This is a genomic window from Streptomyces sp. NPDC013157 (assembly GCF_042899865.1).
In the GTDB taxonomy this organism is placed as follows: domain Bacteria; phylum Actinomycetota; class Actinomycetes; order Streptomycetales; family Streptomycetaceae; genus Streptomyces.
The window spans coordinates 222,052-244,640 of record NZ_JBIBAK010000007.1 but is presented as its reverse complement, the minus strand read 5'-3'; the positions used below and the strand labels follow the sequence as shown (position 1 = coordinate 244,640).

The window sequence follows — 22,589 nt, the reverse complement described above, 5'->3', positions numbered from 1 at the left end:
CGTCGCCGGACCCGCCCTCGCCCTCAACCTCGCCCGGCTCGGCGCCCGCGTCACCGTGGTCGAGAAGGCGGCCGGACTGCGCGGCGGCGGCTTCGCGGTCGACTTCCGCGGCCATGTCCACCGCACGGTCCTGACCTCGATGGGCATCTGGGACGAGATCCACGCCCGCCAGACCCACATGGGCCGCCAGACGGTCGTCGACGCCGACGGCAGCCCGCGCGTGGACCTGCCCGCCGAGCTCATGAGCGGCGACGTGGAGATCTTCCGCGGCGACCTCGCACAGATCATGTACGAACGCACCAGGGACGACGTCGAGTACGTCTTCGGCGACTCGATCACCTCCGTCGCGGAGGACCCGCAGGGCGTCGACGTCACCTTCGAGAGGAGCGCGCCCCGCCGCTTCGACCTGGTCGTGGGCGCCGACGGGCTGCACTCCCACACCCGTCGGCTGGTCTTCGGCGACGAGTCCCGCTACCTGCGCTTCTTCGACCACTACGTGGCCGGCTTCGACGTCCCCAACCACCTGGGCCTGGACCGCACCGGCCGCGTCTACAGCGAGCCCGGCCGCGCGTTCGTCATCGGCAACTACGACGGCGACCCGGACCGCGCCGGCGCGCTGCTGGTCTTCCGGTCCGAGGAGCTGTCGTACGACCGCCGGGACGTCACGGCGGTCAAGCGAATCGTCATGGACCGCTTCGCCGGGATGGGCTGGGAGGGCCCGGCCCTCCTCAAGGCCCTGGAGGAGGCCGACGACGTGTACTTCGACGCGATCGCCCAGATCCACGTCGACCGGCTCGTCAAGGGGCGGGTGGCGCTGCTCGGGGACGCCGGGTACGGGGCGACGATGGGCGGGATGGGGACGGGCGTCGCGATCGTCGGCGCATACGTCCTCGCCGGTGAACTGGCCCTGGCGGGAGGTGACTTCCGTACGGCCTTCGCCGAGTACGAGTCCCGGATCCGCGACTTCGCCAAGGGCTGCCAGAAGATCTCCGGGAACGCGGGCCCGTTCTTCGCCCCGCCGACCGAGCGGCGCATCCGCAGCCGGGACCGGATGTACCGGGTGCTCGCCTCCCGTCCGCTGGCCCGCTTCTTCAAGAGGATGACCGAGAAGGCGGCCACCGACATCAGGCTGCGGGAGTACCCGGCCCTGTCCCGGGCCTGAGGGCCCAGCCGTGGTCCACGGGCCCGATCCCGGCGCCGAGCGCGAACCCGGCCGCGATCGCCCCGGTGACGTACTCCTTGGCGGCCGTCACCGCCTGCGGCACGGACTGCCCCTTCGCGAGCTGCGACGCGATCGCGGACGCGAGGGTGCAGCCCGTGCCGTGGGTGTGCCGGTTGTCGTACCGGGGGGCGCGCAACAGGAGTTCGTCGGTGCCGTCGGTGAGCAGGTCGACGGCCTCGCCGGGCAGGTGCCCGCCCTTGATCAGCACCCAGGTCGGGCCGTACGACAGCACGGCCGCCGCGGCCCGGCGCAGATCGGCCTCCGACTCGACGTGCACGCCGGTGAGTTGCGCCACCTCGTCGAGGTTCGGGGTGGCCACGGTGGCCAGCGGGAGGAGTTTCGTGCGGACCGAGTCCAGGGCGGAGGCGGCCAGGAGCGGGTCGCCGTGCTTGGAGACGCCGACCGGGTCCACGACCACGGGCGCGCCGGTCCCGGCGAGCAACTCGGCGACCGTCTCGACGAGTTCGGCCGAGGCGAGCATCCCGGTCTTGACCGCGTCCACCCCGATGTCGTCCACCACGCTCCGGTACTGGGCGCGGACGGCCGCCACCGGCAGCTCCCAAGCCCCCTGGACGCCGGTCGAGTTCTGCGCGGTGACCGCGGTGAGCACGCTCATGCCGTGCACGCCCAGCGCGAGCATGGTCTTGAGGTCGGCCTGGATCCCGGCCCCGCCGCCGGAGTCGGAGCCCGCGACCGTCAGCACGCGCGCCGGGCTCATGACTCGATGTCCCCGAAGTGGTCCCAGCCGCCCTTGCTGGTCCAGGGCGCGCCGTCGACGGTCACCTGGGGCAGCGCGGACGGATTGAGGACCTCGCCGATGACCTTCCAGCGGGCGGGCAGCTTCACGTCCGGCGGGAAGGTCGCCACGATCGCGTGGTCCTCGCCGCCGGTGAGCACCCACTGGATGGGGTCGACGCCGACGGCCTGGCCGATGTCGTTCATCTGGGTCGGGATGTCGATCGCGCCGGAGCGGATGTCGATCCGCACCTTGCTGGCCTCGGCGATGTGCCCCAGGTCGGCGATCAGCCCGTCGCTCACGTCGCACATCGCGGTCGCGCCGAGGGCGGCGGCGGCCGGGCCCGCGTGGTACGGCGGCTCGGGACGGCGGTGCGCCTCCACGAACGCCCGGGGCGAGCGGAAGCCGCGGGAGAGCACCGCGTAACCGGCCGCGGACCAGCCCAGCCAACCGGTGACGGCGATCAGGTCGCCGGGCTGGGCGCCGGCCCGGGTGACCGGCTCCTGGTTGCGCAGGTCGCCGAGGGCGGTGATCGACACCATGATCGTGTCGCCGCGGACCACGTCGCCGCCGACCACCGAGGCACCGGCGACCTGGCACTCGTCGCGGATGCCGTCCATCAACTCGCTGGGCCAGGTCACCGGCAGTTCGGCGGGCACGACCAGGCCGAGCAGCAGGGCGGTCGGCACGGCGCCCATGGCGGCGATGTCCGCGAGGTTCTGCGCGGCCGCCTTGCGGCCCACGTCGTAGGCCGTGGACCAGTCGCGGCGGAAGTGCCGGCCCTCCAGCAGGATGTCGGTGCTCGCCACCACCCGGCGGTCGGGCGCGGCGACCACCGCGGCGTCGTCGCCGGGGCCGACCCGGACCGCCGGAGTGGTGGTGAGACGGGAGGTGAGCTCCCTGATGAGCCCGAACTCCCCCAGCTCACCAACAGTGCCCTTCATTGCCCTTTCGCCCCTTCTCTGCCTTGCCGTGCCCGCTCGCGCGTCACCGTCGTCGTGGATACGGTCGAGGTGACCGTCAACTTCTGTCGCGCCTGCACCCCGGCGCGCAAGCCCCTGTCCGCGCAGGTCTCCCCGCGGTGAGCGGCGACGCGATACCGTGGCGTTCCTTTTCCCCACATGATCCTCGTGGCCGCCCTGGAGGTTCCGTGGTACAGGCGTACATCCTGATCCAGACGGAGGTCGGCAAAGCGTCGACCGTCGCAGAGATCATCAGCAAGATCCCTGGAGTCATCCAGGCCGAGGACGTGACAGGACCGTACGACGTCATCGTGCGCGCGCAAGCGGAGACCGTCGACGAACTCGGTCGGCTGGTGGTCGCGAGAGTCCAGCAAGTGGACGGCATCACGCGCACCTTGACCTGCCCGGTCGTCCATCTGTAGCCCCCGTCTACCCTTGGCCGGTGAACTTCTTCCGTCACCGGCCATTCGGTCTGCCCGCGCTCGCTCTGTTGTTGATCGCGGCCGCGGGCTGCTCCTCAGCAGACGACGTCCCGTCGGTGGCGGTTCCCACTCCGGGCGCCGCGGTTGCGAAGCTCTGTGATCGCCTTGACCGGGTGTTGCCGACGAAGGTCGACAAGCTGGACCGGCGCGATCCGGAACCGGCCTCTCCGCTGACAGCCGGGTGGGGTGGCGACCCGGCGATCATACTGCGGTGCGGTCTCGAGCGGCCTGCGAAGATGGCCGATCCGGAGGCCGACGGGGTTGAGGTGAACGGGGTGGGGTGGCTGCTGGAGCAGCGGGCCGACAAATCGTTTCGGTTCACTACGACGTTGCGGAAGGCGTATGTCGAGGTGACGATTCCTGCGGGGCGGACCGGGGATGGCATGGCGCCGTTGGTGAGTCTGGCGCCGGCCGTCAAGAAGGCGGTGCCGGAAGGGATCGCCGACTAGGCGGCGCCCCGTGGGGGGCGCGTCAGCGCAGGCCCGTCGAACGGTTCAGGGCTGCCTGCACCAGGCGGTCGATCAGCTCGGGGTAGCTGACACCCGTCGCCTGCCACATCTGCGGGTACATCGAGATCGGGGTGAAGCCCGGCATCGTGTTGATCTCGTTGATGACGAAGTGGCCGGCCTGCGTGAGGAAGAAGTCGGCGCGGACCAGGCCCTCGCAGGAGGCGGCCTCGAAGGCGTCCACCGCGAGCTTCTGGACCTCGGCGGTCTCCTCGGGGGTGAGGGGGGCCGGGACGATGCCGGGGGTGGAGTCGATGTACTTGGCCTCGAAGTCGTAGTACGCGTGGTCCGAGGGCGGCGGGATCTCCGCCGGGACCGAGGCGCGCGGGCCGTCCTCGAACTCCAGGACGCCGACCTCGATCTCACGGCCGTGGACGGCCGCCTCGATCAGGATCTTCGGGTCGTGGGACTGGGCCTCGGCGATCGCCTCGTCCAGGCCCGAGAGGTCGTCGACCTTGGTGATGCCGATCGACGAACCCGCACGCGCGGGCTTCACGAACAGCGGCCAGCCGTGCTCGCCGGCGAAGTCGACGATCCGCTTGCGGGCGGCGGACTCGTCCTGCTGCCACTCACGGGGGCGGACCACCAGGTACGGGCCGACGGCGAGCCCGAAGGAGGTGAACACCCGCTTCATGTACTCCTTGTCCTGGCCGACGGCCGAGGCGAGCACGCCCGAGCCGACGTACGGGACGCCGGACAGCTCCAGGAGGCCCTGGAGGGTGCCGTCCTCGCCGTAGGGACCGTGCAGCACGGGGAAGACGACGTCGACCTCGCCGAGCGCCTTGGGCACGGAGCCGGGCTCGCTGTAGACGACCTCGCGGTTGGCCGGGTCGACGGGGAGGATCACGCCGCCCTCGGTGGAGTCGGCGACGTCGCCGACCTCGGGGGTACGGCGTTCGGTGATCGCCATGCGTTCGGGCTCGTCGGCCGTGAGCACCCAGCGGCCTTCCCGGGTGATGCCGATCGGCAGGACGTCGTACTTCGTCCGGTCGATGGCGTTCAGCACGGCTCCGGCGGTGACCGTGGAGATCCCGTGCTCGGAGCTGCGGCCGCCGAAGACGACGGCCACGCGCGGCTTGCGAGCGGGCTGCTCAGGGCTCTGGGGGAGGTTCTCGGTGCTCATATCGCGTTGAGAGTACCCGGTGGTAGGGCCCCGAGACAGCGTCCGCGGGGTGGGGTCGCTCAGCGTCGCTCGGGCTTCGCGCTGCGCGACATCAGCTCCTTGAGGGCGACCACCGGCGGCTTGCCCTCGTGCACGATGTCGACGACCGTCTCGGTGATCGGCATCTCCACGCCGTGCCGGCGGGCCAGATCGGCCACGGACTCGCAGGACTTGACGCCCTCGGCGGTCTGCTTGGTGACCGCGATGGTCTCCTCCAGGGTCATGCCCTTGCCGAGGTTGGTGCCGAAGGTGTGGTTGCGGGAGAGGGGCGAGGAGCCGGTGGCCACCAGGTCCCCGAGGCCCGCGAGTCCGGAGAAGGTCAGCGGGTCGGCGCCCAGCGCGATGCCGAGGCGGGTGGTCTCGGCGAGGCCGCGGGTGATGAGCGAGCCCTTGGCGTTGTCGCCGAGCCCCATGCCGTCGGCGATGCCGACGGCGAGGCCGATGACGTTCTTCACGGCACCACCCAGCTCGCACCCGATCACGTCGGTCTCGGTGTAGGGCCGGAAGTACGGGGTGTGGCAGGCCGCCTGGAGGCGCTGGGCCACCGTCTCGTCGGTGCAGGCGACGACGGCGGCGGCCGGCATCCGGGCCGCGATCTCGCGGGCGAGGTTGGGGCCGGTGACGACGGCGACGCGGTCCGCGCCGACCTTGGCGACGTCCTCGATGACCTCGCTCATCCGCATGGCGGTGCCGAGTTCGATCCCCTTCATGAGGGACACGAGGACCGTCCGGGGCGCGAGCAGCGGCGCCCATTCGGCGAGGTTGGCCCGCAGGGTCTGGGACGGCACCGACAGGAACGTGAAGTCGGCGCCGGCGGCCGCCTCGGCGGGGTCGGTGGTGGCCCGCAGGTTCTCGGGGAGTTCCACACCCGGCAGGTAGTCGGGGTTGGTACGGCCGGAGTTGATGGCCTCCGCCACCTCCGCGCGCCGCGCCCACAGGGTGACCTCGCACCCCGCGTCGGCGAGCACCATCCCGAAGGTCGTACCCCATGAACCCGCGCTGAAGACCGCCGCCTTGGCAGGCATGCTCACTTGCCGCTCTCCTCTTCCAGACCGCTCTGCGCACGCGCCCGGCGCCGCTGCTCGATCCGCACCTGGCGTGGATCGTAGGGGCTCTCGGGGGCCTTCTCGCCGCGGATCTCCTCCAGCTGGCGGGTGATGGCCGCCATGATGACCTCGGTCGCCTCCTTGAGGACGTCCTGGGTCATCTCCTTGCCGTAGAAGCGCGTGAGGTCGACCGGCGGGCCCGCGAGGACGTGGTGCGTCTTGCGCGGCAGCAGATGCGGCTTCTTCGCGTACGGCGGGAGGAGTTCGTTGGCGCCCCACTGGGCGACCGGGATCACCGGGCACTTGGTCTGCAGGGCGACCCTGGCGGCACCGGTCTTGCCGGTCATGGGCCACTGGCCGGGGTCGCGGGTGATCGTTCCCTCAGGGTAGAAGGCGACGCACTCGCCGCGCTCCACGGCGTCGATCGCGGCCCGGAAGGCGCTGAGCGCGTCGGTGGACTCGCGGTAGACGGGGATCTGGCCGGTGCCCCGCATGGCGGCGCCGACGAATCCCTTCTTGAAAAGCCCGCTCTTCGCGAGGAATCGCGGAACACGGCCGGTGTTGTACTGATAGTGGGCGTAGGCGAAGGGGTCGATGTGGGAATTGTGGTTCACCGCGGTGATAAAACCGCCCTCGGCCGGAATGTTCTCCATTCCACGCCAGTCCCGCTTGATCAGAACCACCAGCGGAGGTTTGCAGAGCACCGCAGCGAAGCGGTACCAGAAGCCGATTCTCCGGCGGGGCACGCGGACACCTTCCTCTAGGACTTCTTCCCGGCCTGGGATCGGGAAGAAGTGTGGCCCCGGCCCGCCGGCCTGTCGAGAACACCGTACGCCTCGGCGTCGCGAGCACCCCGTGAGCCCGGGTGACAATGAGGCAACAAGGGAGGGACGGTACGACTGTGCAGTGGACCTTGCTCATCCCGCTCAAGCCTCTGGCCCGGGCCAAGAGCAGGCTCGCGGACACCGCGTCGGACGGCGTGCGTCCGTCACTGGCTCTCGCCTTCGCCCAGGACACGGTGGCGGCGGCCCTGGCCTGCCAGTCGGTGAAGGATGTGGCGGTCGTCACGGACGACACGCTGGCCGGGCGCGAGCTGTCGGCGCTGGGTGCGCGCATCGTCGCGGACACGCCGGGCAGCGGCCTGAACGCGGCGCTGCGGCACGGGGCGGCGGCGGTCCGGACGTCGCGTCCGGAAAGCCCCGTGGCCGCCCTGAACGCCGATCTCCCGGCCGTCCGCCCGCTGGAATTGGCCCGCGTCCTCGACGCGGCCGCGGAATTCCCGCGCGCTTTTCTCCCGGACGCCGCGGCAATCGGCACCACCCTGCTGGCCGCGGCCCCCGGTCAGGAATTGGCGCCCGCATTCGGCCTGGATTCCCGCGCCCGGCACGCCGCCTCGGGCGCCGCGGAACTGCGCCTGGTGGGCGTGGATTCGGTACGCCAGGACGTGGACACCGGCGCCGACCTGCGCGCGGCCCTGGCCCTGGGCGTCGGCCCCCGCACGGCCGCGGTGGCGGCCCGCCTGCTGATCCCGGACCAGTAGGCTGCGCTCATGCAGGCGACCGCATACACGTACGACCCCGAGACCCGCAGCGGCCAGGTACTCCTCGACGACGGAACCCCGGTGCCCTTCGACGGCCCGGCCTTCGAGGCGGGCGGCCTGCGGCTGCTCAGGCCGGGGCAGCGGGTACGGATCGAGACCGAGGGAAGCGGAGACGACCTTCGGATCACCCTGGTGACTTTGCAGACACTCTGAGGCGAGTAACTCAGGGGCGCTGGGGGTACCCCCGGCCGAAGGCTGGGGGAGGAACTGCGCGACCAGCCCCCACCGGCGCGCACCCGAAACACGACGCAACTCCGCGTCTCGAACACACCGCGGGCCGGACTCCCCAAGGGAATCCGGCCCCTCGCGTGAGTGTCCCAACCCCGCCCTGAAGCGGGCCCCGCCTCAGCGTGCGGCCGTCGTCTTCTTGGCGGTAGCCTTCCGCGCCGTCGACTTCTTGGCCGGCGCCTTCTTCGCGGTGACCTTCTTGGCCGGCGCCTTCTTGGCGGCCGCCTTCTTCGCCGTGGCGGTGGTCTTCTTCGCGGTCGTCTTCTTCGCGGCGGCCGTCGTCGTCTTCTTCGCGGCGGCGCCCGTGGTCTTCTTCGCCGTCGTCGTCTTCTTGGCGGCGGCCGTGGTCTTCTTCGCCACCCCCGTCGCCTTCTTGGCGGTGGTCTTCTTCGCCGCCGCCTTCTTGACCGTCGCCGAAGCGCCGCCGGTCAGGCTGCCCTTGGGCGCCTTCTTGACCGCGACCTCGCCGCCGCGCGGGAGCTTCTTGGAGCCGCTCACCAGGTCCTTGAAGCCCTGACCGGCGCGGAAGCGCGGCACGGAGGTCTTCTTGACCCGAACCCGCTCGCCCGTCTGGGGGTTGCGGGCGTAGCGGGCGGGGCGGTCCACCTTCTCGAAGGACCCGAAGCCGGTGACCGAGACCCGCTCACCTGCGACGACCGCGCGGACGATGGCGTCCAGGACATGGTCGACAGCCTCGGCGGCCTGCTGGCGGCCGCCCATCTTGTCGGCAATCGCTTCTACGAGCTGCGCCTTGTTCACGTCTTCCCCTTCGGAGACATCGCCAGAACGAATGTGTTCAAGCTTTTTCGCACGTTAGGCAGATATATACCGCAAATCAAACACGAAACGGGCTTATCACCCTTGTGCCGCAACGGACTCGGCCGACTCGTACGGTCTGGTCAGCGGTCCTCTTCGGGGATTCGACCCGCGTCGAGGTCCGCGTTGAACCGTTCGAGCCGCCTTGCCGCGTCGGCGACGTCGTGTTTGGCCGCGGCCGTAATGACCAGCAGCTTCCGGGTCAGCGCCATCCGTACGCCCTCCGGGACTTGCAGTGCGCGCACTTTTGTGTGCGCTTCCTTGAGTTGGCCCGCGACCGCCGCATAGAGCTGGAGTTGGCCGTCGTGTTCCATGCACAGATTGTGCCATCTGGGGCGAGTTGTCGCCTGCGCAGGGTGCAACTGGCGCCTCAAATGGCCTTCCGGGCACTTGCGGAAGCCGCAGACACAGCACTCACGTACCCCGACAACATCCGCCCTAACGTGGGAAGTTGGCAAGACCTGCGACAACGCGAGCGCCCGTTCGGGTGCAGACATGGCTGTACCCCCAATCGTGGCGATCGGGGGTACAGGCGGGGTGTTGCGGTGGCTGAAACCAGCCGTATTCAGATGTGGCGGTGCCCGCCGAAGTGGGCTCCGGGTCAGACCTGGAGCGTCCGCGGCTTGTACGACGGCCGCTTGGCCTCGTAGGCGGCGATGTCGGCCTCGTTCCGGAGGGTGATGGAGATGTCGTCCAGGCCGTTCAGCAGCCGCCAGCGGGAGTTCTCGTCCAGCTCGAAGGAGGCGGTGATGCCCTCGGCGCGTACCTCCCGGTTCTCCAGGTCGACGGTGATCTCGGCCTGCGGGTCGTTCTCGGAGAGCTCCTGCAGCGCCTCCACGATCTTCTGGTCCAGGACCACCGTGAGCAGGCCGTTCTTCAGCGAGTTGCCCCGGAAGATGTCGGCGAAGCGGGAGGAGATCACGGTCTTGAAGCCGTAGTTCTGCAGCGCCCAGACGGCGTGCTCACGGGAGGAGCCGGTGCCGAAGTCGGGGCCGGCGACCAGAACCGTGGCCCCCTGCCGCTCGGGGCGGTTGAGGATGAAGTTCTCGTCCTTGCGCCAGGCCTCGAACAGTCCGTCCTCGAAGCCGTCCCGGGTCACCTTCTTGAGCCAGTGAGCAGGGATGATCTGGTCGGTGTCGACGTTGGAGCGGCGCAGCGGGACGGCCCGGCCGGTGTGCGTGGTGAATGCTTCCATGGCTGATCAGACTCCAGCGGGCGTACGAGCGTCGGACAGGTCGGCCGGGGAGGCCAGGTGGCCCAGTACGGCGGTTGCGGCCGCGACCTGCGGCGACACCAGGTGGGTACGGCCGCCCTTGCCCTGCCGCCCCTCGAAGTTGCGGTTGGAGGTGGACGCGGAGCGCTCACCGGGGGCCAGCTGGTCGGGGTTCATGCCGAGGCACATCGAGCAGCCCGCGTGCCGCCATTCGGCGCCGGCGTCCTTGAAGACCACGTCCAGGCCCTCGGAGACGGCCTGCAGCCCGACCCGCGCGGAGCCGGGGACGACCAGCATCCGTACGCCGTCGGCGACTTTGCGGTCCTTGAGGATCTCGGCGGCGGCGCGCAGGTCCTCGATCCGGCCGTTGGTGCAGGAGCCTACGAAGACGGTGTCCACGTTGATCGAGCGCAGCGGCTGGCCGGCCTCCAACCCCATGTACTCCAGGGCCTTTTCGGCGGCGAGGCGCTCCGAAGCGTCTTCGTACGAAGCCGGGTCGGGGACGTCCGCCGAAAGCGGCGCGCCCTGCCCCGGGTTGGTACCCCAGGTGACGAACGGCGAGAGCGCGGCGGCGTCGATGTGCACCTCGGCGTCGAATTCCGCGTCCGCGTCGGTCTTCAGGGTCTTCCAGTACGCGACCGCCGCGTCCCAGTCCTCGCCCTCGGGGGCGTGGGCACGGCCCTTCAGGTACGCGAAGGTGGTCTCGTCGGGGGCGATCATGCCCGCGCGGGCGCCGGCCTCGATCGACATGTTGCAGATGGTCATGCGGGCCTCCATCGAGAGCTTCTCGATGGCGGAGCCGCGGTACTCCAGGATGTAGCCCTGGCCGCCGCCGGTACCGATCTTGGCGATGATCGCCAGGATCAGGTCCTTGGCGGTGACACCCTCGGGCAGCTCGCCGTCGACCGTGATCGCCATGGTCTTCGGGCGGGCCAGCGGCAGCGTCTGGGTGGCCAGCACGTGCTCCACCTGGGAGGTGCCGATGCCGAACGCCAGCGCGCCGAAGGCGCCGTGCGTGGAGGTGTGCGAGTCGCCGCAGACGACGGTCGTGCCCGGCTGCGTCAGGCCCAGCTGGGGGCCGACGACGTGCACGACACCCTGCTCGACGTCGCCCAGCGGGTGCAGGCGCACCCCGAACTCGGCGCAGTTCTTGCGCAGCGTCTCCAGCTGGGCGCGGGAGACGGGGTCCGCGATGGGCTTGTCGATGTCGAGGGTCGGGGTGTTGTGGTCCTCGGTCGCGATGGTGAGGTCGAGGCGGCGCACCTGGCGGCCGTTCTGGCGCAGCCCGTCGAAGGCCTGCGGGCTGGTCACCTCGTGCAGCAGGTGCAGATCGATGAAGAGGAGGTCGGGCTCGCCCTCGGCGCGCCGGACGACGTGGTCGTCCCAGACCTTCTCCGCGAGTGTCCTACCCATCGCTTTCCCTCCGGCCGGCAGACGTGCACCGGCCCAACTAGAGATCTTGAGGAAGCGGCTGCCCGTGTTCCGGGCCCCTGAAGTCGTGGTTCCGGGCGTCCGCCGCCGGGCCCGTTGGTCCGCGGGCCACTGTGTGATTCCAGGGTGGCGCGTTCCACGGAAAATTGAACTTGCGTTTCACAGAGTGAGACGTGAGTATCGTTGCATGGACAACAGTAGCGGCGTCGGCGTTCTGGACAAGGCGGCCCTTGTCCTGAGCGCCCTGGAGTCCGGTCCGGCCACCCTCGCGGGTCTGGTCGGGGCCACCGGACTGGCACGACCCACGGCCCACCGGCTGGCCGTGGCTCTGGAACACCACCGCATGGTGGCACGCGACATGCAGGGCCGTTTCATTCTCGGTCCGCGACTCGCGGAACTGGCCGCGGCGGCCGGTGAGGACCGCCTGCTCGCGACGGCGGGCCCGGTGCTGACGCACCTCCGCGACATCACCGGAGAGAGTGCACAGCTCTATCGCCGCCAGGGCGACATGCGCATCTGCGTGGCCGCCGCGGAACGGTTGTCCGGCCTTCGGGACACGGTCCCGGTCGGCTCGACGCTCACGATGAAGGCCGGTTCCTCGGCGCAGATCCTGATGGCCTGGGAGGAGCCGGAGCGGCTGCACCGCGGCCTCCAGGGCGCCCGCTTCACGGCGACGGCCCTGTCGGGCGTCCGGCGCCGCGGCTGGGCCCAGTCCATCGGCGAGCGGGAGCCGGGCGTCGCGTCGGTGTCGGCACCGGTGCGAGGCCCTTCCAACCGCGTGGTGGCCGCCGTCTCCGTCTCCGGCCCCATCGAGCGCCTGACCCGCCACCCCGGCCGCATGCACGCCCAGGCCGTGATCGACGCGGCCGCCCGCCTGTCGGAGGCACTGCGCCGTTCCGGCTGAGAGCCGACGCCCCCTGGAGAAAGAGGCCGGCCTCAACGCCGCGGCAGGCCCGTTCTCAGGGGGCGAGACCTTTTCCGCAGGGGACTGTCCCCGCTCAGGGGCGCTGGGGGGTACCCCCGGCCGAAGGCTGGGGGAGGAACTGCGCGGCCGGCCACGCACTGCCCGCACCCGCCCAGGGACCGGAGCCCCCACGGTGCAGCGCCCGCCCCCACCGGCCGTCAGCCGTCTGCGACGCCGTCGTGGCTGGTCGCGCAGTTCCCCGCGCCCCCAGGTGAGTCAGCTCCCGGAGCGATGAGCGAACCGGTCCTTCGCATAGCGTCCCCGGCGCTCCACGGGAACCGTCCCGCTCGCCGCCCCCAGGCCGAACTGCGGCATGTCGAAGTAGATCGACTCGTAGGAGCCTTCGGGGGCGATGTAGGTCTCGTGCCAGAGGCCCACGTGCCCGCGCAGCTTCCCCGCCTTCTCCTTGCGGTTCACGGCGCCCCACACCCTGTGGTGGAGCAGGCCCACCTCGCTCGCGTACGCGTACAGCTTCTCCTTCGACTCCCAGTACTGGACGACGTAGTACGTCCGCGGCGACGCCGTCAGCAGGATGCGGCCGAGCAGCCCCCGGCCGGGGTCCCGCGCCAGCTCCTTCAGCATGCGGAACATCGACAGCATGACCGGGAGCCACTGGTGGACCGCCCAGAAGTGGTTGATGCGCATGCCGATGAGCAGGACCACCGCGTCGCCCTCGCGGGCAGCGGTCGTACGGCCCGGAATCGGTTTGGTGAACATGAGGAACGACACCCCCGGAGGCCCCGTCGGATAGCGGCACTATCCGTCTGCCGGTGCTTGGATAGTGGCACTTACCAAGGAGGCGCGCAAGACATGCGGCTTGCCCGGTTGAGCGAGCGCAGCGGGGTGTCCGCCGCGACGATCAAGTACTACCTGCGCGAGGGGCTGTTGCCGCCCGGCCGCCAGGTCAACGCCACGACCGCCGAGTACGACGAGGAGCACCTGCGGCGGCTGCGGCTGGTGCGGGCCATGATCCAGGTGGGGCGGATCCCCGTGGCGACGGTCCGCGAGGTGCTCGGGCATGTCGACGACGACTCGCTGGGCCGCACGATCCGGGTGGGCGCCGCGCTGTGGGCGCTGCCGCAGCTGCCGGAGCCGGACGAGAACGACGAGTACGTGCGCGCCGCACACCGGGAGGCCGACGCCCTCCTGGACACGCTGGGCTGGGCGAACGCCAGGCAGCTGACGACGATCTCGCCGGCGTACCGGCAGCTGGTGGTCGCGCTGGCCGCGTTCCGCAGGCTCGGCTACGACTGGGACGCCGAACTCCTCGTACCGCGCGCGAAGTTGATGTACCAGGCGGCCGTCGCCGACCTGGACTTCCTGGAGACGCATCCGTCGGAGGAGGAGAAGGCGGAGGCCGCGGTGGCCAGCGCGGTGCTGGTGGAGCCGATGCTCCAGGCACTGCACCGGCTGGCCCAGGAGGAGGAGTCGGCCCGGCGCTACGGCTTCGAGTAGGGCGCCGCACACACAGACAGAAGGCCCCCCGCCGAAGCGGAGGGCCTTCTTCACGTACCCCCGACCGGATTCGAACCGGCGCTACCGCCTTGAGAGGGCGGCGTGCTAGGCCGCTACACAACGGGGGCGTGGACACTGCGTTTCCGCAGGTCCGAGCTGGTCTACCTGGACTCGAACCAAGACTAACTGAACCAGAATCAGTCGTGCTGCCAATTACACCATAGACCAATGATGGTTTAGACCAGTTCGTACCCCCGACCGGATTCGAACCGGCGCTACCGCCTTGAGAGGGCGGCGTGCTAGGCCGCTACACAACGGGGGCCCTAGCGATCATCCGTGGAAGATCTCCGTACCCCCGACCGGATTCGAACCGGCGCTACTGCCTTGAGAGGGCAGCGTGCTAGGCCGCTACACAACGGGGGCTTTGCAGATGAGCTCTGCGAGCTGGCCTACCTGGACTCGAACCAAGACTAACTGAACCAGAATCAGTCGTGCTGCCAATTACACCATAGGCCACTGGAACGCAAACCCCTGAGGGGATCTTGTTCTAGTTTCGCGCCTCCGGTTCCGGCCTTTCGGCCCGCTCCCCGGCGGCGCAGGAAGAACATTACCTGAAGGTGGACGGGGCTCCAAAACGGGTATCGGCGCGGAGGATCGCGGGCAGTTCGGCGAGCGAGGCGATCCGGTGCGGACCGACGGGTGCGTCGGCCCTGGTGACCGGCCCGGTGGACGCTCCGTGACGGTCGATCCACACCGACAGCAGCCCGGCGTCAGCGGCGCCCCGCCCGTCGATCTCCGGGTGGTCGCCGACGTACGCGACCTGGTGCGGGGCGAGTTCCAGGGCTTCACAGGCCGCCAGGAAAGCGCCGGCCGCGGGCTTGGAGACGCCCAGTTCGGCGGCGCACAGGACGGCCTCGAAGCGGTCGTGGACCCCGAGCGTGCGCAGCTTGCGGTCCTGGACGTGCAGGCTGGAGTTGGAGAGCACGGCGTGTCGGTAGCCGGCCGCGAGGGCGTCCAGGGCGGGCAGGACGTCCGGGAAGAGGGCCCAGACGGCCTCGTAGTGCGTCAGATACCGGCGGAACCAGTCGTCGGCCTCGCTGTCGGTCAGCTCCGTCTCCAGGAACACCCGGACCCGGTCGCGGCGCTGGTCCTCGAAGGAGAGCTCGCCCGCCGAGAACCGCGCCCACTGCTGGTCGGTGATCTCCCGCCACCGCACCAGGGCCGCCTCCGCGCTCCCCCATCCGGCGAGCAGCCCCTCCGCCGCCAGATGCGCCCGCATGCCCTCACGGTCGGCACTCGTGTAGTCGAAAAGGGTGTCGTCGACGTCCCAGACCACGGCTTTGACGCTCATAGGCCCGACGGTATCGCGGGCTCGCACACGTGGGTCATGAGCGAGTACCGAGTCCAGTTCACCGTCGAGGCCCGTGCGGCATACGACGGTCTGACCGGCGAGCGTCGAGCGCAGTTGGACAAGGCCGTGCGGGTACTGTCACGCGACCCCTTCCGCAAGGCGGCGACCGCGCAGCTCGGGCCCGACGAACACCTGCGCAAGGCGTACGTGGCTCCCGGCGTGCTGCTGGAGTACATGGTCGCCGGCGCGATCATGGTCGCCGTCGTCCTGGAGATCTTCGACGAGTTCGCCTACCTGATCGACGAGGCCGACGCCGTCTGACACGAGCGCGTGAGGGGCGGCACCCGATCTCCGGGTGCCGCCCCTCACACATGTCCCGGCGTTACGCGCTGAGCTTCGCCAGCGCCGCGTCGATCCTGGCGAGCGTCTTCTCCTGGCCCAGGATCTCCAGGGACTCGAAGAGCGGCAGGCCGACCGTGCGGCCGGTGACGGCGACGCGGACCGGGGCCTGGGCCTTGCCGAGCTTGAGGCCGTGGGCCTCGCCGGCGGCCAGGACGGCCTCCTTCAGGGAGTCGGGGGAGGTCCAGTCGGCGGACTCCAGCTTCTCGCGGGCCGTGGCGAGGAGGGCGTCGCTGCCCTCCTTCATCGCCTTGGCCCAGGACGCCTCGTCCTCGACCGGCTCGGGGAGGAAGAGGAAGTCGACGTTCTCGGTGATCTCCGAGAGGACCTTGAGGCGGGTCTGGGCGTGCGGGGCGATCGCCTGCCACTTCGCCTCGTCGAAGTCCTCCGGCGCCCAGGGCGCGAAGGGGGCCTGCAGCCAGGGGGCGCAACGCTCCGTGAAGTCCTTCACGTCCAGCATCCGGATGTGGTCGGCGTTGATCGCCTCGCACTTCTTCAGGTCGAAGCGGGCCGGGTTGGGGTTCACGTCGGAGATGTCGAAGGCCGCGACCATCTCCTGGATCGTGAAGATGTCCTGGTCGGCGGAGAGCGACCAGCCCAGCAGGGAGAGGTAGTTGAGCAGCCCCTCGGGCAGGAAGCCGCGCTCCCGGTAGAGGTTGAGGGAGGACTGCGGGTCGCGCTTCGACAGCTTCTTGTTGCCCTCGCCCATGACGTAGGGGAGGTGGCCGAAGGCCGGGGTCTGCTTGGCGATGCCGAGCTCGGTCAGCGCCTTGTAGAGGGCGATCTGGCGCGGGGTGGAGGAGAGCAGGTCCTCGCCGCGCAGGACGTGGGTGATCTCCATCAGGGCATCGTCGACCGGGTTGACCAGGGTGTACAGCGGGGCGCCGTTGGCGCGGACGATGCCGTAGTCGGGGACGTTCTCCGGGGTGAAGGTCAGCTCGCCGCGGACCAGGTCCGTGAAGGTGATCGTCTCGTCGGGCATCCGGAAGCGGACGATGGGCGTACGGCCCTGGGCCTTGTACTCCGCCACCTGCTCCGCGGTGAGGTCGCGGCAGTGGCCGTCGTAGCCGGACGGCTTGCCGGCGGCACGGGCGGCCTCGCGCCGGCTGTCCAGCTCCTCCTGGGAGCAGTAGCAGTGGTAGGCGTGGCCGGCGTCGAGCAGCTTGGCGGCGACGTCCTTGTAGATGTCCATGCGCTGCGACTGGCGGTACGGCGCGTGCGGGCCGCCGACCTCGGGGCCCTCGTCCCAGTCGAAGCCCAGCCAGCGCATCGCGTCGAGCAGCTGCTGGTACGACTCCTCGGAGTCGCGGGCCGCGTCGGTGTCCTCGATGCGGAAGACGAGCGTGCCCTGGTGGTGCCGGGCGAACGCCCAGTTGAACAGGGCGGTGCGGACCAGGCCCACATGGGGGTTACCGGTGGGCGAGGGGCAGAAACGTACGCGGACGGGTGCGCTAGCCACGCTTGACAACCTTGTTGGTGAGAGTGCCGATGCCTTCGATGGTGACGGCGACCTCGTCGCCGACGCTGAGGGGGCCGACCCCTGCCGGGGTGCCGGTGAGGATGACGTCGCCGGGGAGCAGTGTCATGGCCTCGGTGATGTTGACGACCAGGTCCGCGATGGAGTGGATCATCTCGCTCGTACGGCCGAGCTGGCGCTGTTCGCCGTTGACCGTGAGCTGGATCGTCAGGTCGGACGCGGTGGCCAGGTCCAGGTCCGTCTCCACCCAGGGGCCGAGCGGGCAGGAGGTGTCGAAGCCCTTGGCGCGGGCCCACTGCTTCTCGCGCTTCTGCACGTCGCGGGCGGTGACGTCGTTGGCGCAGGTGTAGCCGAGGATGACGTCCGCCACGCGCTCGCGCGGGACCTCGCGGCACATCCGGCCGATGACCACGGCCAGTTCGGCCTCGTGGTGGAGGTCCTGGGAGAAGGACGGGTACTGGATGTCGTCGCCGGGGCCGATCACCGAGGTGGACGGCTTGAAGAAGGCGAAGGGGGCGTCCGGGACCTCGTTGCCCAGCTCCTTCGCGTGCTCCGCGTAGTTGCGGCCGTAGGCGACGACCTTGTTGGGGAGCACCGGCGGGAGCAGGCGGACCTTGCTCAGCGGGACCTTCGTACCGGAGAGCTCGAAGTCCGCGAACGGAATGCCCTTGATGATGTCGAGGACGAGTTCGTCCTGCTTGTCGCCCTCGACGGCGCCGAAGGCGACGTTCCCGTCGATGGAGAACCTGGCGATGCGCACGGGATCCTGGCGCCCCTCACTGAGCCGGCTGGAGTCTGACGCTCCAGGCTAACGCGGTGAGGGGTGGCCGCCGCGGAATAACCCGGTCACCGGGTGGGTGAGTGATCGGCCGCCCGGTCGCGTACTACTCCGCGACCGAGGTCCCGGCCGGGATCTCCATGAGGATCGTGCGCCGGGGGTTGGCGGTCTGGGAGGGGAGATCGAGGGAGTGCTCGGGCAGCTCGGGGGTCTGCAGTTCCTCGGCGTCCTTGAGGTGGGCGAGGGTGGTGCGCCGGGGGTTGGCTATGTTGCGGAACATCATCGTCGTCTTCACGGTTGTACGGGGCCCCGTCGTGTGTGGGTTGGCAGAGACTTCCCTCTTGTAAAGCGCCAGGCTAAACATCGAATTCCCGGCCGAAGCCACGAAGAGGCCTGGATCTACATGTGAGTTTGCTCACGACCTCGGGGGCAAAACGGTCATATGCGACCGACAACTCACCGCAACGAAACGGACATTGACGAACTGAACCTGTCATTCCGCTCCTGATCATGGCGACTGGGACACGGCCCGCGCACCGGCGACTGACAGGGATACGCCCTTTATGTACGCGATCGGCTTCCACATCTCGTAACGTGTCACTCACACGCTGTCACAGAGGTCACAGCTCGGTCCACGGCCCTTGTTGGAGATCCGGCACTGTGCTGGAATTCCACGGACCGCCGCAGGATCGAGCCGGCGCGCAGGGGGCGCAACGCAGCGCCGAGTGGCGGCGAGACAGGGGGAGCCAGCGCCGGTCACACTCACGACCAACAGGGTGCGCATTCAGGGCGCTCTCCGTTAAACGCCGACACCGTGTCCTTCCGTTCCCGGAGGGGCGCCTGGTCCAGAGGTTGCGACGCTAGTGCAGGGACGTTTCAAGAGGGATGGCAGCGCTTCGGCGGAGCCGGAGGCGCACGGCGGGACCGACCGCGGTTCCTCGCCCCAGCACGCCCAGAACCCGGGCCCGGCCCCGGCCGGCGGTGGCGGTGACGGCGGTGAGCGCTCCGGGCGCCCCGCCGTGTCGGCGTCTTCGGGCCCCCAGCCGGCCGCAGCTCCGACTCCGACGGTCAAGCCCGCGCAGGGTCCGTCCAACCCGGGCTCGCGCATAGCCCTGCGCAACTGGCGTATCTCCACGCGCCTGGTGTCGCTGCTCGCGCTCCCCGTGGTGGCGGCGACGACGCTGGGCGCGGTGCGCATCAACGACTCGCTCGACGACATCCAGCAGCTCGACAACATGCAGCTGCTGACGGACATGACCACGCAGGCGACCGAGCTGGCCACCGCGCTGCAGACCGAGCGCGACAAGACCGCCGGTCCGCTCGCGCACGGCGGGTCGCTCACGAGCGTCGCGGTCAAGGGGTACGAGGACCAGACCGACCGCGCCCGCGAGAACTTCCTCAACGCCTCCGAGGAAATCGACACCGCGAGCAAGAACGGTCAGCTGCAGGGCGTCCGCGACAGCCTCGTCGGTCTGGCCGGCCAGCTGGACGACCTGGCGAAGATCCGCAAGGACGCCTATCAGCAGAAGGAGAACTCGACCCAGACGGTCGAGGCCTACCACCGGCTGATCACCCAGCTGATCGACCTCTCCCAGGACATGGCGCAGGCCTCCAGCAACCCGGAGATGATCCAGCGCACCCGCGCCCTGGCGGCGTTCTCCACCGCCAAGGAGTACGCGTCCGTGCAGCGCGCCGTCATCGCCGCGGCCCTGCCCGACAACGGCTCGGGCTCCGGCGACCTCTCCGAGAACGACCGCCTGTACGGCGAGTCCGCCCAGGAGAGCGAGACCTCCGAGCTGACGATCTTCCGGAAGATCTACGCCGGCAACGCGGCCGACCTGCTCAGCCCGATCGACGGCAACAACCCGACGATCGAGGCCGCCGACACCTACGCCAAGCGTGCGCTCGGCGCCCAGAACGGTCTGAACGAGCTCAGCAAGCGCTCGTACCTCGACTGGGTCGACGACAGCTCGACCAAGATCGACCAGATGAAGAAGATCGAGCACACGCTGCTCGAGGACATGGAGCAGAAGGCCCGCGAGCTGCGTGCCTCCTCCGAGCAGTCGGCGATCATCTCCGGTGCGCTGATCCTGCTCGTCCTCGGTGTGTCGCTGGTCGGCGCCTTCATCGTGGCCCGCTCCATGATCCGCTCGCTGCGCCGCCTCCAGGAGACCGCCACCAAGGTCGCCCAGGACCGCCTGCCCGAGCTGGTCAAGCAGCTCTCCGAGTCCGACCCGCAGGACGTCGACACGTCCGTGGAGTCGGTCGGTGTGCACTCCCGGGACGAGATCGGCCAGGTGGCCGCGGCCTTCGACGACGTGCACCGCGAGGCGGTCCGCCTCGCCGCCGAGCAGGCCCTCCTGCGGGGCAACGTCAACGCGATGTTCACCAACCTCTCGCGCCGCTCCCAGGGCCTCATCCAGCGTCAGCTCTCGCTCATCTCCGAACTGGAGTCCCGCGAGGCCGACCCGGACCAGCTGTCCTCCCTCTTCAAGCTCGACCACCTCGCGACGCGTATGCGCCGTAACGGTGAAAACCTTCTGGTTCTCGCCGGTGAAGAGCCCGGCCGCCGCTGGACCCGCCCGGTCCCGCTGGTCGACGTGCTCCGCGCCGCCGCGTCCGAGGTGGAGCAGTACGAGCGCATCGAGCTGGCCGCCGTGCCGACCACCGAAGTGGCCGGCCGCGTGGTCAACGACCTCGTGCACCTGCTCGCCGAGCTGCTCGAGAACGCCACCTCGTTCTCCTCGCCGCAGACCAAGGTCAAGGTCACCGGTCACGCGCTGCCCGACGGCCGCGTCCTGATCGAGATCCACGACACCGGTATCGGCCTCTCCCCCGAGGACCTCGCGGCGATCAACGAGCGGCTCGCCTCGCCGCCCACCGTGGACGTCTCCGTCTCCCGCCGCATGGGCCTCTTCGTGGTCGGTCGTCTGTCGCAGCGGCACGGCATCCGCATCCAGCTGCGCCCGTCCGACTCCGGTGGTACGACCGCGCTGGTCATGCTCCCGGTCGACGTCGCCCAGGGCGGCAAGAAGCCCGCTCCCGGCAAGCCCGGTGCCCCGGCTCCGTCCGGCGGCCCGGCGGCCGCGCAGGCCGCGGCCGGTGCGGCCGCCGCCCGTCGCGGCAACGGCCAGGGCGGTGCCGGTGGTTCGCTCGGCGCGGGTGCTCCCGCCCCGGCGCTCGGCGGCGGTGCCGCCGCGGCCGGCGGACGCGGTGGTGCCCTCGGTTCCGGCGCTCCCTCCGGTGGCGGACTGCTCGGCGCCGGCGCGGGTCCGCGCGGCCAGGTCGGCGCCGGCCAGGGTCCCCGGGCCGCGCTGCCCGGCTCGGGCCCGAACGGCGGCCGTCCCGGTGCGCAGGGCGGCGGACGCGGCTCGCAGGGCCGGCCGAACACGGGTGCCGGTGCCTTCGGCGGCCAGGACGCGTTCGGCAACCCGCAGGACTCCCTCGGCGGTCAGGACGCCTTCGGCAACCGCGCCCCGGTCCCGCCGCAGCGCTCCGCGAACTCCTCCGACCAGGGCCGTCAGCCCCAGCTGCCGCCGCGCGGCGGTCCGCGGGCCGAACTGCCCGGGGCCAACCCGCCCGCGGGCCGGCCCAGCTGGAGCGACGACAACGCCCAGCCGCCGCTCTCCCGTGCCTCGCTGGACACCCCGCGCGGCCACGACGAGCAGGACCCCACCCACACCGCGCCGATGCCCCGCATCGACGACCGGCAGGACCTCGGCGCCACCTCGCAGATGCCGGCGATCCCGCAGGCTCCGTCGACCGGCGAGTTCCCGCGCCCGGAGTTCAATGCGCCGAACGGCTCTCAGAACACGGGGTCCTTCCCGCGGCCGGGCACCACCGGCCCGCAGGACACCGGCTCGTTCCCGCGCCCGAACGTCAACGGTCAGCACGACACCGGCTCGTTCCCGCGCCCGAACGTCAACGGTCAGCAGGACTTCGGCCAGTTCGTGCGCTCCGACGTCTTCGGCACGCCGGCCGCGCCGCAGAACGGCTCCCAGAACACCGGGCAGTTCGCAGCCCCGCAGGCCTTCGACAACGGCTCCACCGGTCAGTTCGCCACGCCGTCCTACGACGGCGGCTCCACCGGGCAGCACTCCCTGCCCGGCCGGCAGAACGGCTACCCGGGCAACGGCCAGAACGGCAACGGCCAGTACGGCACGGGCCAGTTCGAGCGTCCGGGGACCAACGGCCGCGGCCTCGACTACGGTGCGCCGCAGCGCCCGCCCGCGCCGCCGGTCCGCCAGGAGCCGGAGGCGCTGCCGCCAGCCACCGGTCCCGGTGACGGTCGTACCCCGCTGTACGACACGCTGGAGACCAACTGGTTCCACGGCGGCCAGCAGGAACAGCAGCGTCCCCAGAGCAACGGCAACGGCTCGGCACCGGTCCCGCCGGTCCCGCCGGTGCCCGCACAGCCGCCGGCGCCCGCCGCCGCGGCCCCCCAGCGTCCCGCCCAGGCAGCCTGGCGCACCTCCCCGAACGACGACCTCGTCCGGCAGGCGGAGCGTGTACGGCAGCCGGCGGCGGGCGGTGTCACCACCTCCGGTCTGCCGCGCCGGGTCCCCCGGGCGAACCTCGTCCCGGGCACGGCACAGCAGCAACAGCACCAAGCGGGTCCGCAGGTCTCGCGTTCGCCTGATGACGTTCGCGGCCGGCTGACCAATCTCCGTCGGGGTATCGCACAGGGTCGACAGGCCGGCACCGGCCCTCAGACCGGCACCTTCCCGAGCCCCACTCACCAGCAGGAGCGTTAGTTGAGTC

Annotated in this window: 23 protein-coding genes and 5 tRNA genes; 9 read left to right on the top strand and 19 right to left on the bottom strand. The window is 70.5% G+C overall.

The features are described from left to right. Positions 1–55 precede the first annotated feature (55 nt). Positions 56–1,162: an FAD-dependent oxidoreductase gene (locus ACFY6U_RS22530; protein ID WP_390040780.1), complete on the top strand. Its 1,107-nt coding sequence runs from the start codon at positions 56–58 to the stop codon at positions 1,160–1,162. On the opposite strand, the gene thiD is transcribed toward ACFY6U_RS22530, so the two are convergent. Both thiD and ACFY6U_RS22520 read right to left on the bottom strand, forming a co-directional pair. Further along, on the bottom strand, positions 1,125–1,940 hold the full coding sequence (gene thiD, locus ACFY6U_RS22525; protein ID WP_390040778.1) for a bifunctional hydroxymethylpyrimidine kinase/phosphomethylpyrimidine kinase: 816 nt from the start codon (positions 1,938–1,940) through the stop codon (positions 1,125–1,127). The genes ACFY6U_RS22530 and thiD overlap by 38 nt on opposite strands. Beyond that, positions 1,937–2,902 carry a thiamine-phosphate kinase gene (locus ACFY6U_RS22520; protein ID WP_093498874.1) on the bottom strand — a complete coding sequence of 322 codons (966 nt, stop codon included), beginning with the start codon at positions 2,900–2,902 and terminating at the stop codon, positions 1,937–1,939. The genes thiD and ACFY6U_RS22520 overlap by 4 nt, the downstream gene beginning before the upstream one ends. Before the next feature lie 206 nt (positions 2,903–3,108). Between ACFY6U_RS22520 and ACFY6U_RS22515 the strand changes: the two genes are divergently transcribed. Both ACFY6U_RS22515 and ACFY6U_RS22510 read left to right on the top strand, forming a co-directional pair. After that, a complete protein-coding gene (locus tag ACFY6U_RS22515; RefSeq protein ID WP_093498875.1) occupies positions 3,109–3,342 on the top strand; it encodes an Lrp/AsnC family transcriptional regulator in 234 nt (77 codons plus the stop codon). A gap of 20 nt (positions 3,343–3,362) precedes the next feature. Continuing rightward, positions 3,363–3,851: a DUF3515 domain-containing protein gene (locus tag ACFY6U_RS22510; RefSeq protein ID WP_390040776.1), complete on the top strand. Its 489-nt coding sequence runs from the start codon at positions 3,363–3,365 to the stop codon at positions 3,849–3,851. Positions 3,852–3,873: 22 nt separating this feature from the next. Here ACFY6U_RS22510 and ACFY6U_RS22505 read toward each other — a convergent pair whose 3' ends face one another. Genes ACFY6U_RS22505 through ACFY6U_RS22495 form a run of 3 tightly spaced genes read right to left on the bottom strand, consistent with a single transcriptional unit; the run spans position 3,874 to position 6,862 of the window. Beyond that, a complete protein-coding gene (locus ACFY6U_RS22505; protein ID WP_390040774.1) occupies positions 3,874–5,031 on the bottom strand; it encodes a D-alanine--D-alanine ligase family protein in 1,158 nt (385 codons plus the stop codon). 59 nt (positions 5,032–5,090) lie between these two features. After that, entirely contained in the window at positions 5,091–6,101 is a 1,011-nt protein-coding gene (locus ACFY6U_RS22500; protein ID WP_390040772.1) for an NAD(P)H-dependent glycerol-3-phosphate dehydrogenase, read from the bottom strand. Then, positions 6,098–6,862 (bottom strand): lysophospholipid acyltransferase family protein, encoded by a 765-nt coding sequence (locus tag ACFY6U_RS22495; protein ID WP_390040770.1) that lies wholly within the window; start codon positions 6,860–6,862, stop codon positions 6,098–6,100. The genes ACFY6U_RS22500 and ACFY6U_RS22495 overlap by 4 nt, the downstream gene beginning before the upstream one ends. A 155-nt stretch (positions 6,863–7,017) precedes the next feature. Between ACFY6U_RS22495 and cofC the strand changes: the two genes are divergently transcribed. Then, entirely contained in the window at positions 7,018–7,656 is a 639-nt protein-coding gene (gene cofC, locus ACFY6U_RS22490; RefSeq protein WP_390040768.1) for a 2-phospho-L-lactate guanylyltransferase, read from the top strand. A gap of 9 nt (positions 7,657–7,665) precedes the next feature. After that, positions 7,666–7,869 (top strand): hypothetical protein, encoded by a 204-nt coding sequence (locus ACFY6U_RS22485; protein ID WP_390040766.1) that lies wholly within the window; start codon positions 7,666–7,668, stop codon positions 7,867–7,869. 192 nt (positions 7,870–8,061) lie between these two features. On the opposite strand, the gene ACFY6U_RS22480 is transcribed toward ACFY6U_RS22485, so the two are convergent. The 4 genes from ACFY6U_RS22480 to leuC form a co-directional block, all read right to left on the bottom strand. Further along, a complete protein-coding gene (locus tag ACFY6U_RS22480; protein ID WP_390040764.1) occupies positions 8,062–8,703 on the bottom strand; it encodes an HU family DNA-binding protein in 642 nt (213 codons plus the stop codon). A gap of 140 nt (positions 8,704–8,843) precedes the next feature. Continuing rightward, positions 8,844–9,074, bottom strand: a complete 231-nt coding sequence (locus ACFY6U_RS22475) for a hypothetical protein (RefSeq protein ID WP_181802287.1) — start codon at positions 9,072–9,074, stop codon at positions 8,844–8,846. A gap of 287 nt (positions 9,075–9,361) precedes the next feature. Further along, a complete protein-coding gene (leuD, locus tag ACFY6U_RS22470) occupies positions 9,362–9,955 on the bottom strand; it encodes a 3-isopropylmalate dehydratase small subunit (RefSeq protein WP_388924878.1) in 594 nt (197 codons plus the stop codon). Between the two features lie 6 nt (positions 9,956–9,961). Continuing rightward, the gene (leuC, locus tag ACFY6U_RS22465) at positions 9,962–11,386 is read right to left on the bottom strand and encodes a 3-isopropylmalate dehydratase large subunit (protein ID WP_390040762.1); all 1,425 of its coding nucleotides are present in this window, start codon (positions 11,384–11,386) and stop codon (positions 9,962–9,964) included. A gap of 205 nt (positions 11,387–11,591) precedes the next feature. Between leuC and ndgR the strand changes: the two genes are divergently transcribed. Beyond that, entirely contained in the window at positions 11,592–12,308 is a 717-nt protein-coding gene (gene ndgR / locus ACFY6U_RS22460; protein WP_123973900.1) for an IclR family transcriptional regulator NdgR, read from the top strand. Between the two features lie 276 nt (positions 12,309–12,584). Here the strand turns inward: ndgR and ACFY6U_RS22455 are convergent, their stop codons facing one another. Continuing rightward, positions 12,585–13,085 carry a DUF4188 domain-containing protein gene (locus ACFY6U_RS22455; RefSeq protein ID WP_390040760.1) on the bottom strand — a complete coding sequence of 167 codons (501 nt, stop codon included), beginning with the start codon at positions 13,083–13,085 and terminating at the stop codon, positions 12,585–12,587. Positions 13,086–13,178: 93 nt separating this feature from the next. Between ACFY6U_RS22455 and ACFY6U_RS22450 the strand changes: the two genes are divergently transcribed. Next, positions 13,179–13,823, top strand: coding sequence for a MerR family transcriptional regulator (locus ACFY6U_RS22450; RefSeq protein ID WP_390040758.1), 645 nt, complete (start codon positions 13,179–13,181; stop codon positions 13,821–13,823). A 55-nt stretch (positions 13,824–13,878) separates the two neighbouring features. On the opposite strand, the gene ACFY6U_RS22445 is transcribed toward ACFY6U_RS22450, so the two are convergent. The 6 genes from ACFY6U_RS22445 to ACFY6U_RS22420 all read right to left on the bottom strand — a co-directional run bounded on the left by ACFY6U_RS22445 (position 13,879) and on the right by ACFY6U_RS22420 (position 15,174). Further along, positions 13,879–13,951, bottom strand: a tRNA-Glu gene (locus tag ACFY6U_RS22445). Between the two features lie 28 nt (positions 13,952–13,979). Further along, positions 13,980–14,051, bottom strand: a tRNA-Gln gene (locus ACFY6U_RS22440). A 21-nt stretch (positions 14,052–14,072) separates the two neighbouring features. Then, positions 14,073–14,145, bottom strand: a tRNA-Glu gene (locus ACFY6U_RS22435). A 28-nt stretch (positions 14,146–14,173) separates the two neighbouring features. After that, a tRNA-Glu gene (locus ACFY6U_RS22430) sits at positions 14,174–14,246 on the bottom strand. Positions 14,247–14,267: 21 nt separating this feature from the next. Beyond that, positions 14,268–14,339, bottom strand: a tRNA-Gln gene (locus ACFY6U_RS22425). Between the two features lie 91 nt (positions 14,340–14,430). Next, a complete protein-coding gene (locus tag ACFY6U_RS22420; RefSeq protein ID WP_390040756.1) occupies positions 14,431–15,174 on the bottom strand; it encodes an HAD family hydrolase in 744 nt (247 codons plus the stop codon). A 36-nt stretch (positions 15,175–15,210) separates the two neighbouring features. On the opposite strand from ACFY6U_RS22420, the gene ACFY6U_RS22415 reads away from it, so the two are divergent. Next, complete coding sequence (locus tag ACFY6U_RS22415) at positions 15,211–15,495, top strand: hypothetical protein (RefSeq protein ID WP_390040754.1); 285 nt, start codon at positions 15,211–15,213, stop codon at positions 15,493–15,495. 61 nt (positions 15,496–15,556) lie between these two features. Here the strand turns inward: ACFY6U_RS22415 and gltX are convergent, their stop codons facing one another. The 3 genes from gltX to ACFY6U_RS22400 all read right to left on the bottom strand — a co-directional run bounded on the left by gltX (position 15,557) and on the right by ACFY6U_RS22400 (position 18,123). Next, positions 15,557–17,041 (bottom strand): glutamate--tRNA ligase, encoded by a 1,485-nt coding sequence (gene gltX / locus ACFY6U_RS22410; protein ID WP_390040752.1) that lies wholly within the window; start codon positions 17,039–17,041, stop codon positions 15,557–15,559. After that, positions 17,025–17,810, bottom strand: a complete 786-nt coding sequence (locus tag ACFY6U_RS22405; RefSeq protein WP_390040750.1) for a fumarylacetoacetate hydrolase family protein — start codon at positions 17,808–17,810, stop codon at positions 17,025–17,027. Before ACFY6U_RS22405 ends, gltX begins: the two co-directional genes overlap by 17 nt. A gap of 124 nt (positions 17,811–17,934) precedes the next feature. Next, the gene (locus ACFY6U_RS22400; protein WP_093498891.1) at positions 17,935–18,123 is read right to left on the bottom strand and encodes a hypothetical protein; all 189 of its coding nucleotides are present in this window, start codon (positions 18,121–18,123) and stop codon (positions 17,935–17,937) included. Between the two features lie 568 nt (positions 18,124–18,691). Between ACFY6U_RS22400 and ACFY6U_RS22395 the strand changes: the two genes are divergently transcribed. Continuing rightward, positions 18,692–22,582 (top strand): nitrate- and nitrite sensing domain-containing protein, encoded by a 3,891-nt coding sequence (locus tag ACFY6U_RS22395; protein ID WP_390040748.1) that lies wholly within the window; start codon positions 18,692–18,694, stop codon positions 22,580–22,582. The last annotated feature ends 7 nt before the right edge of the window (positions 22,583–22,589 follow it).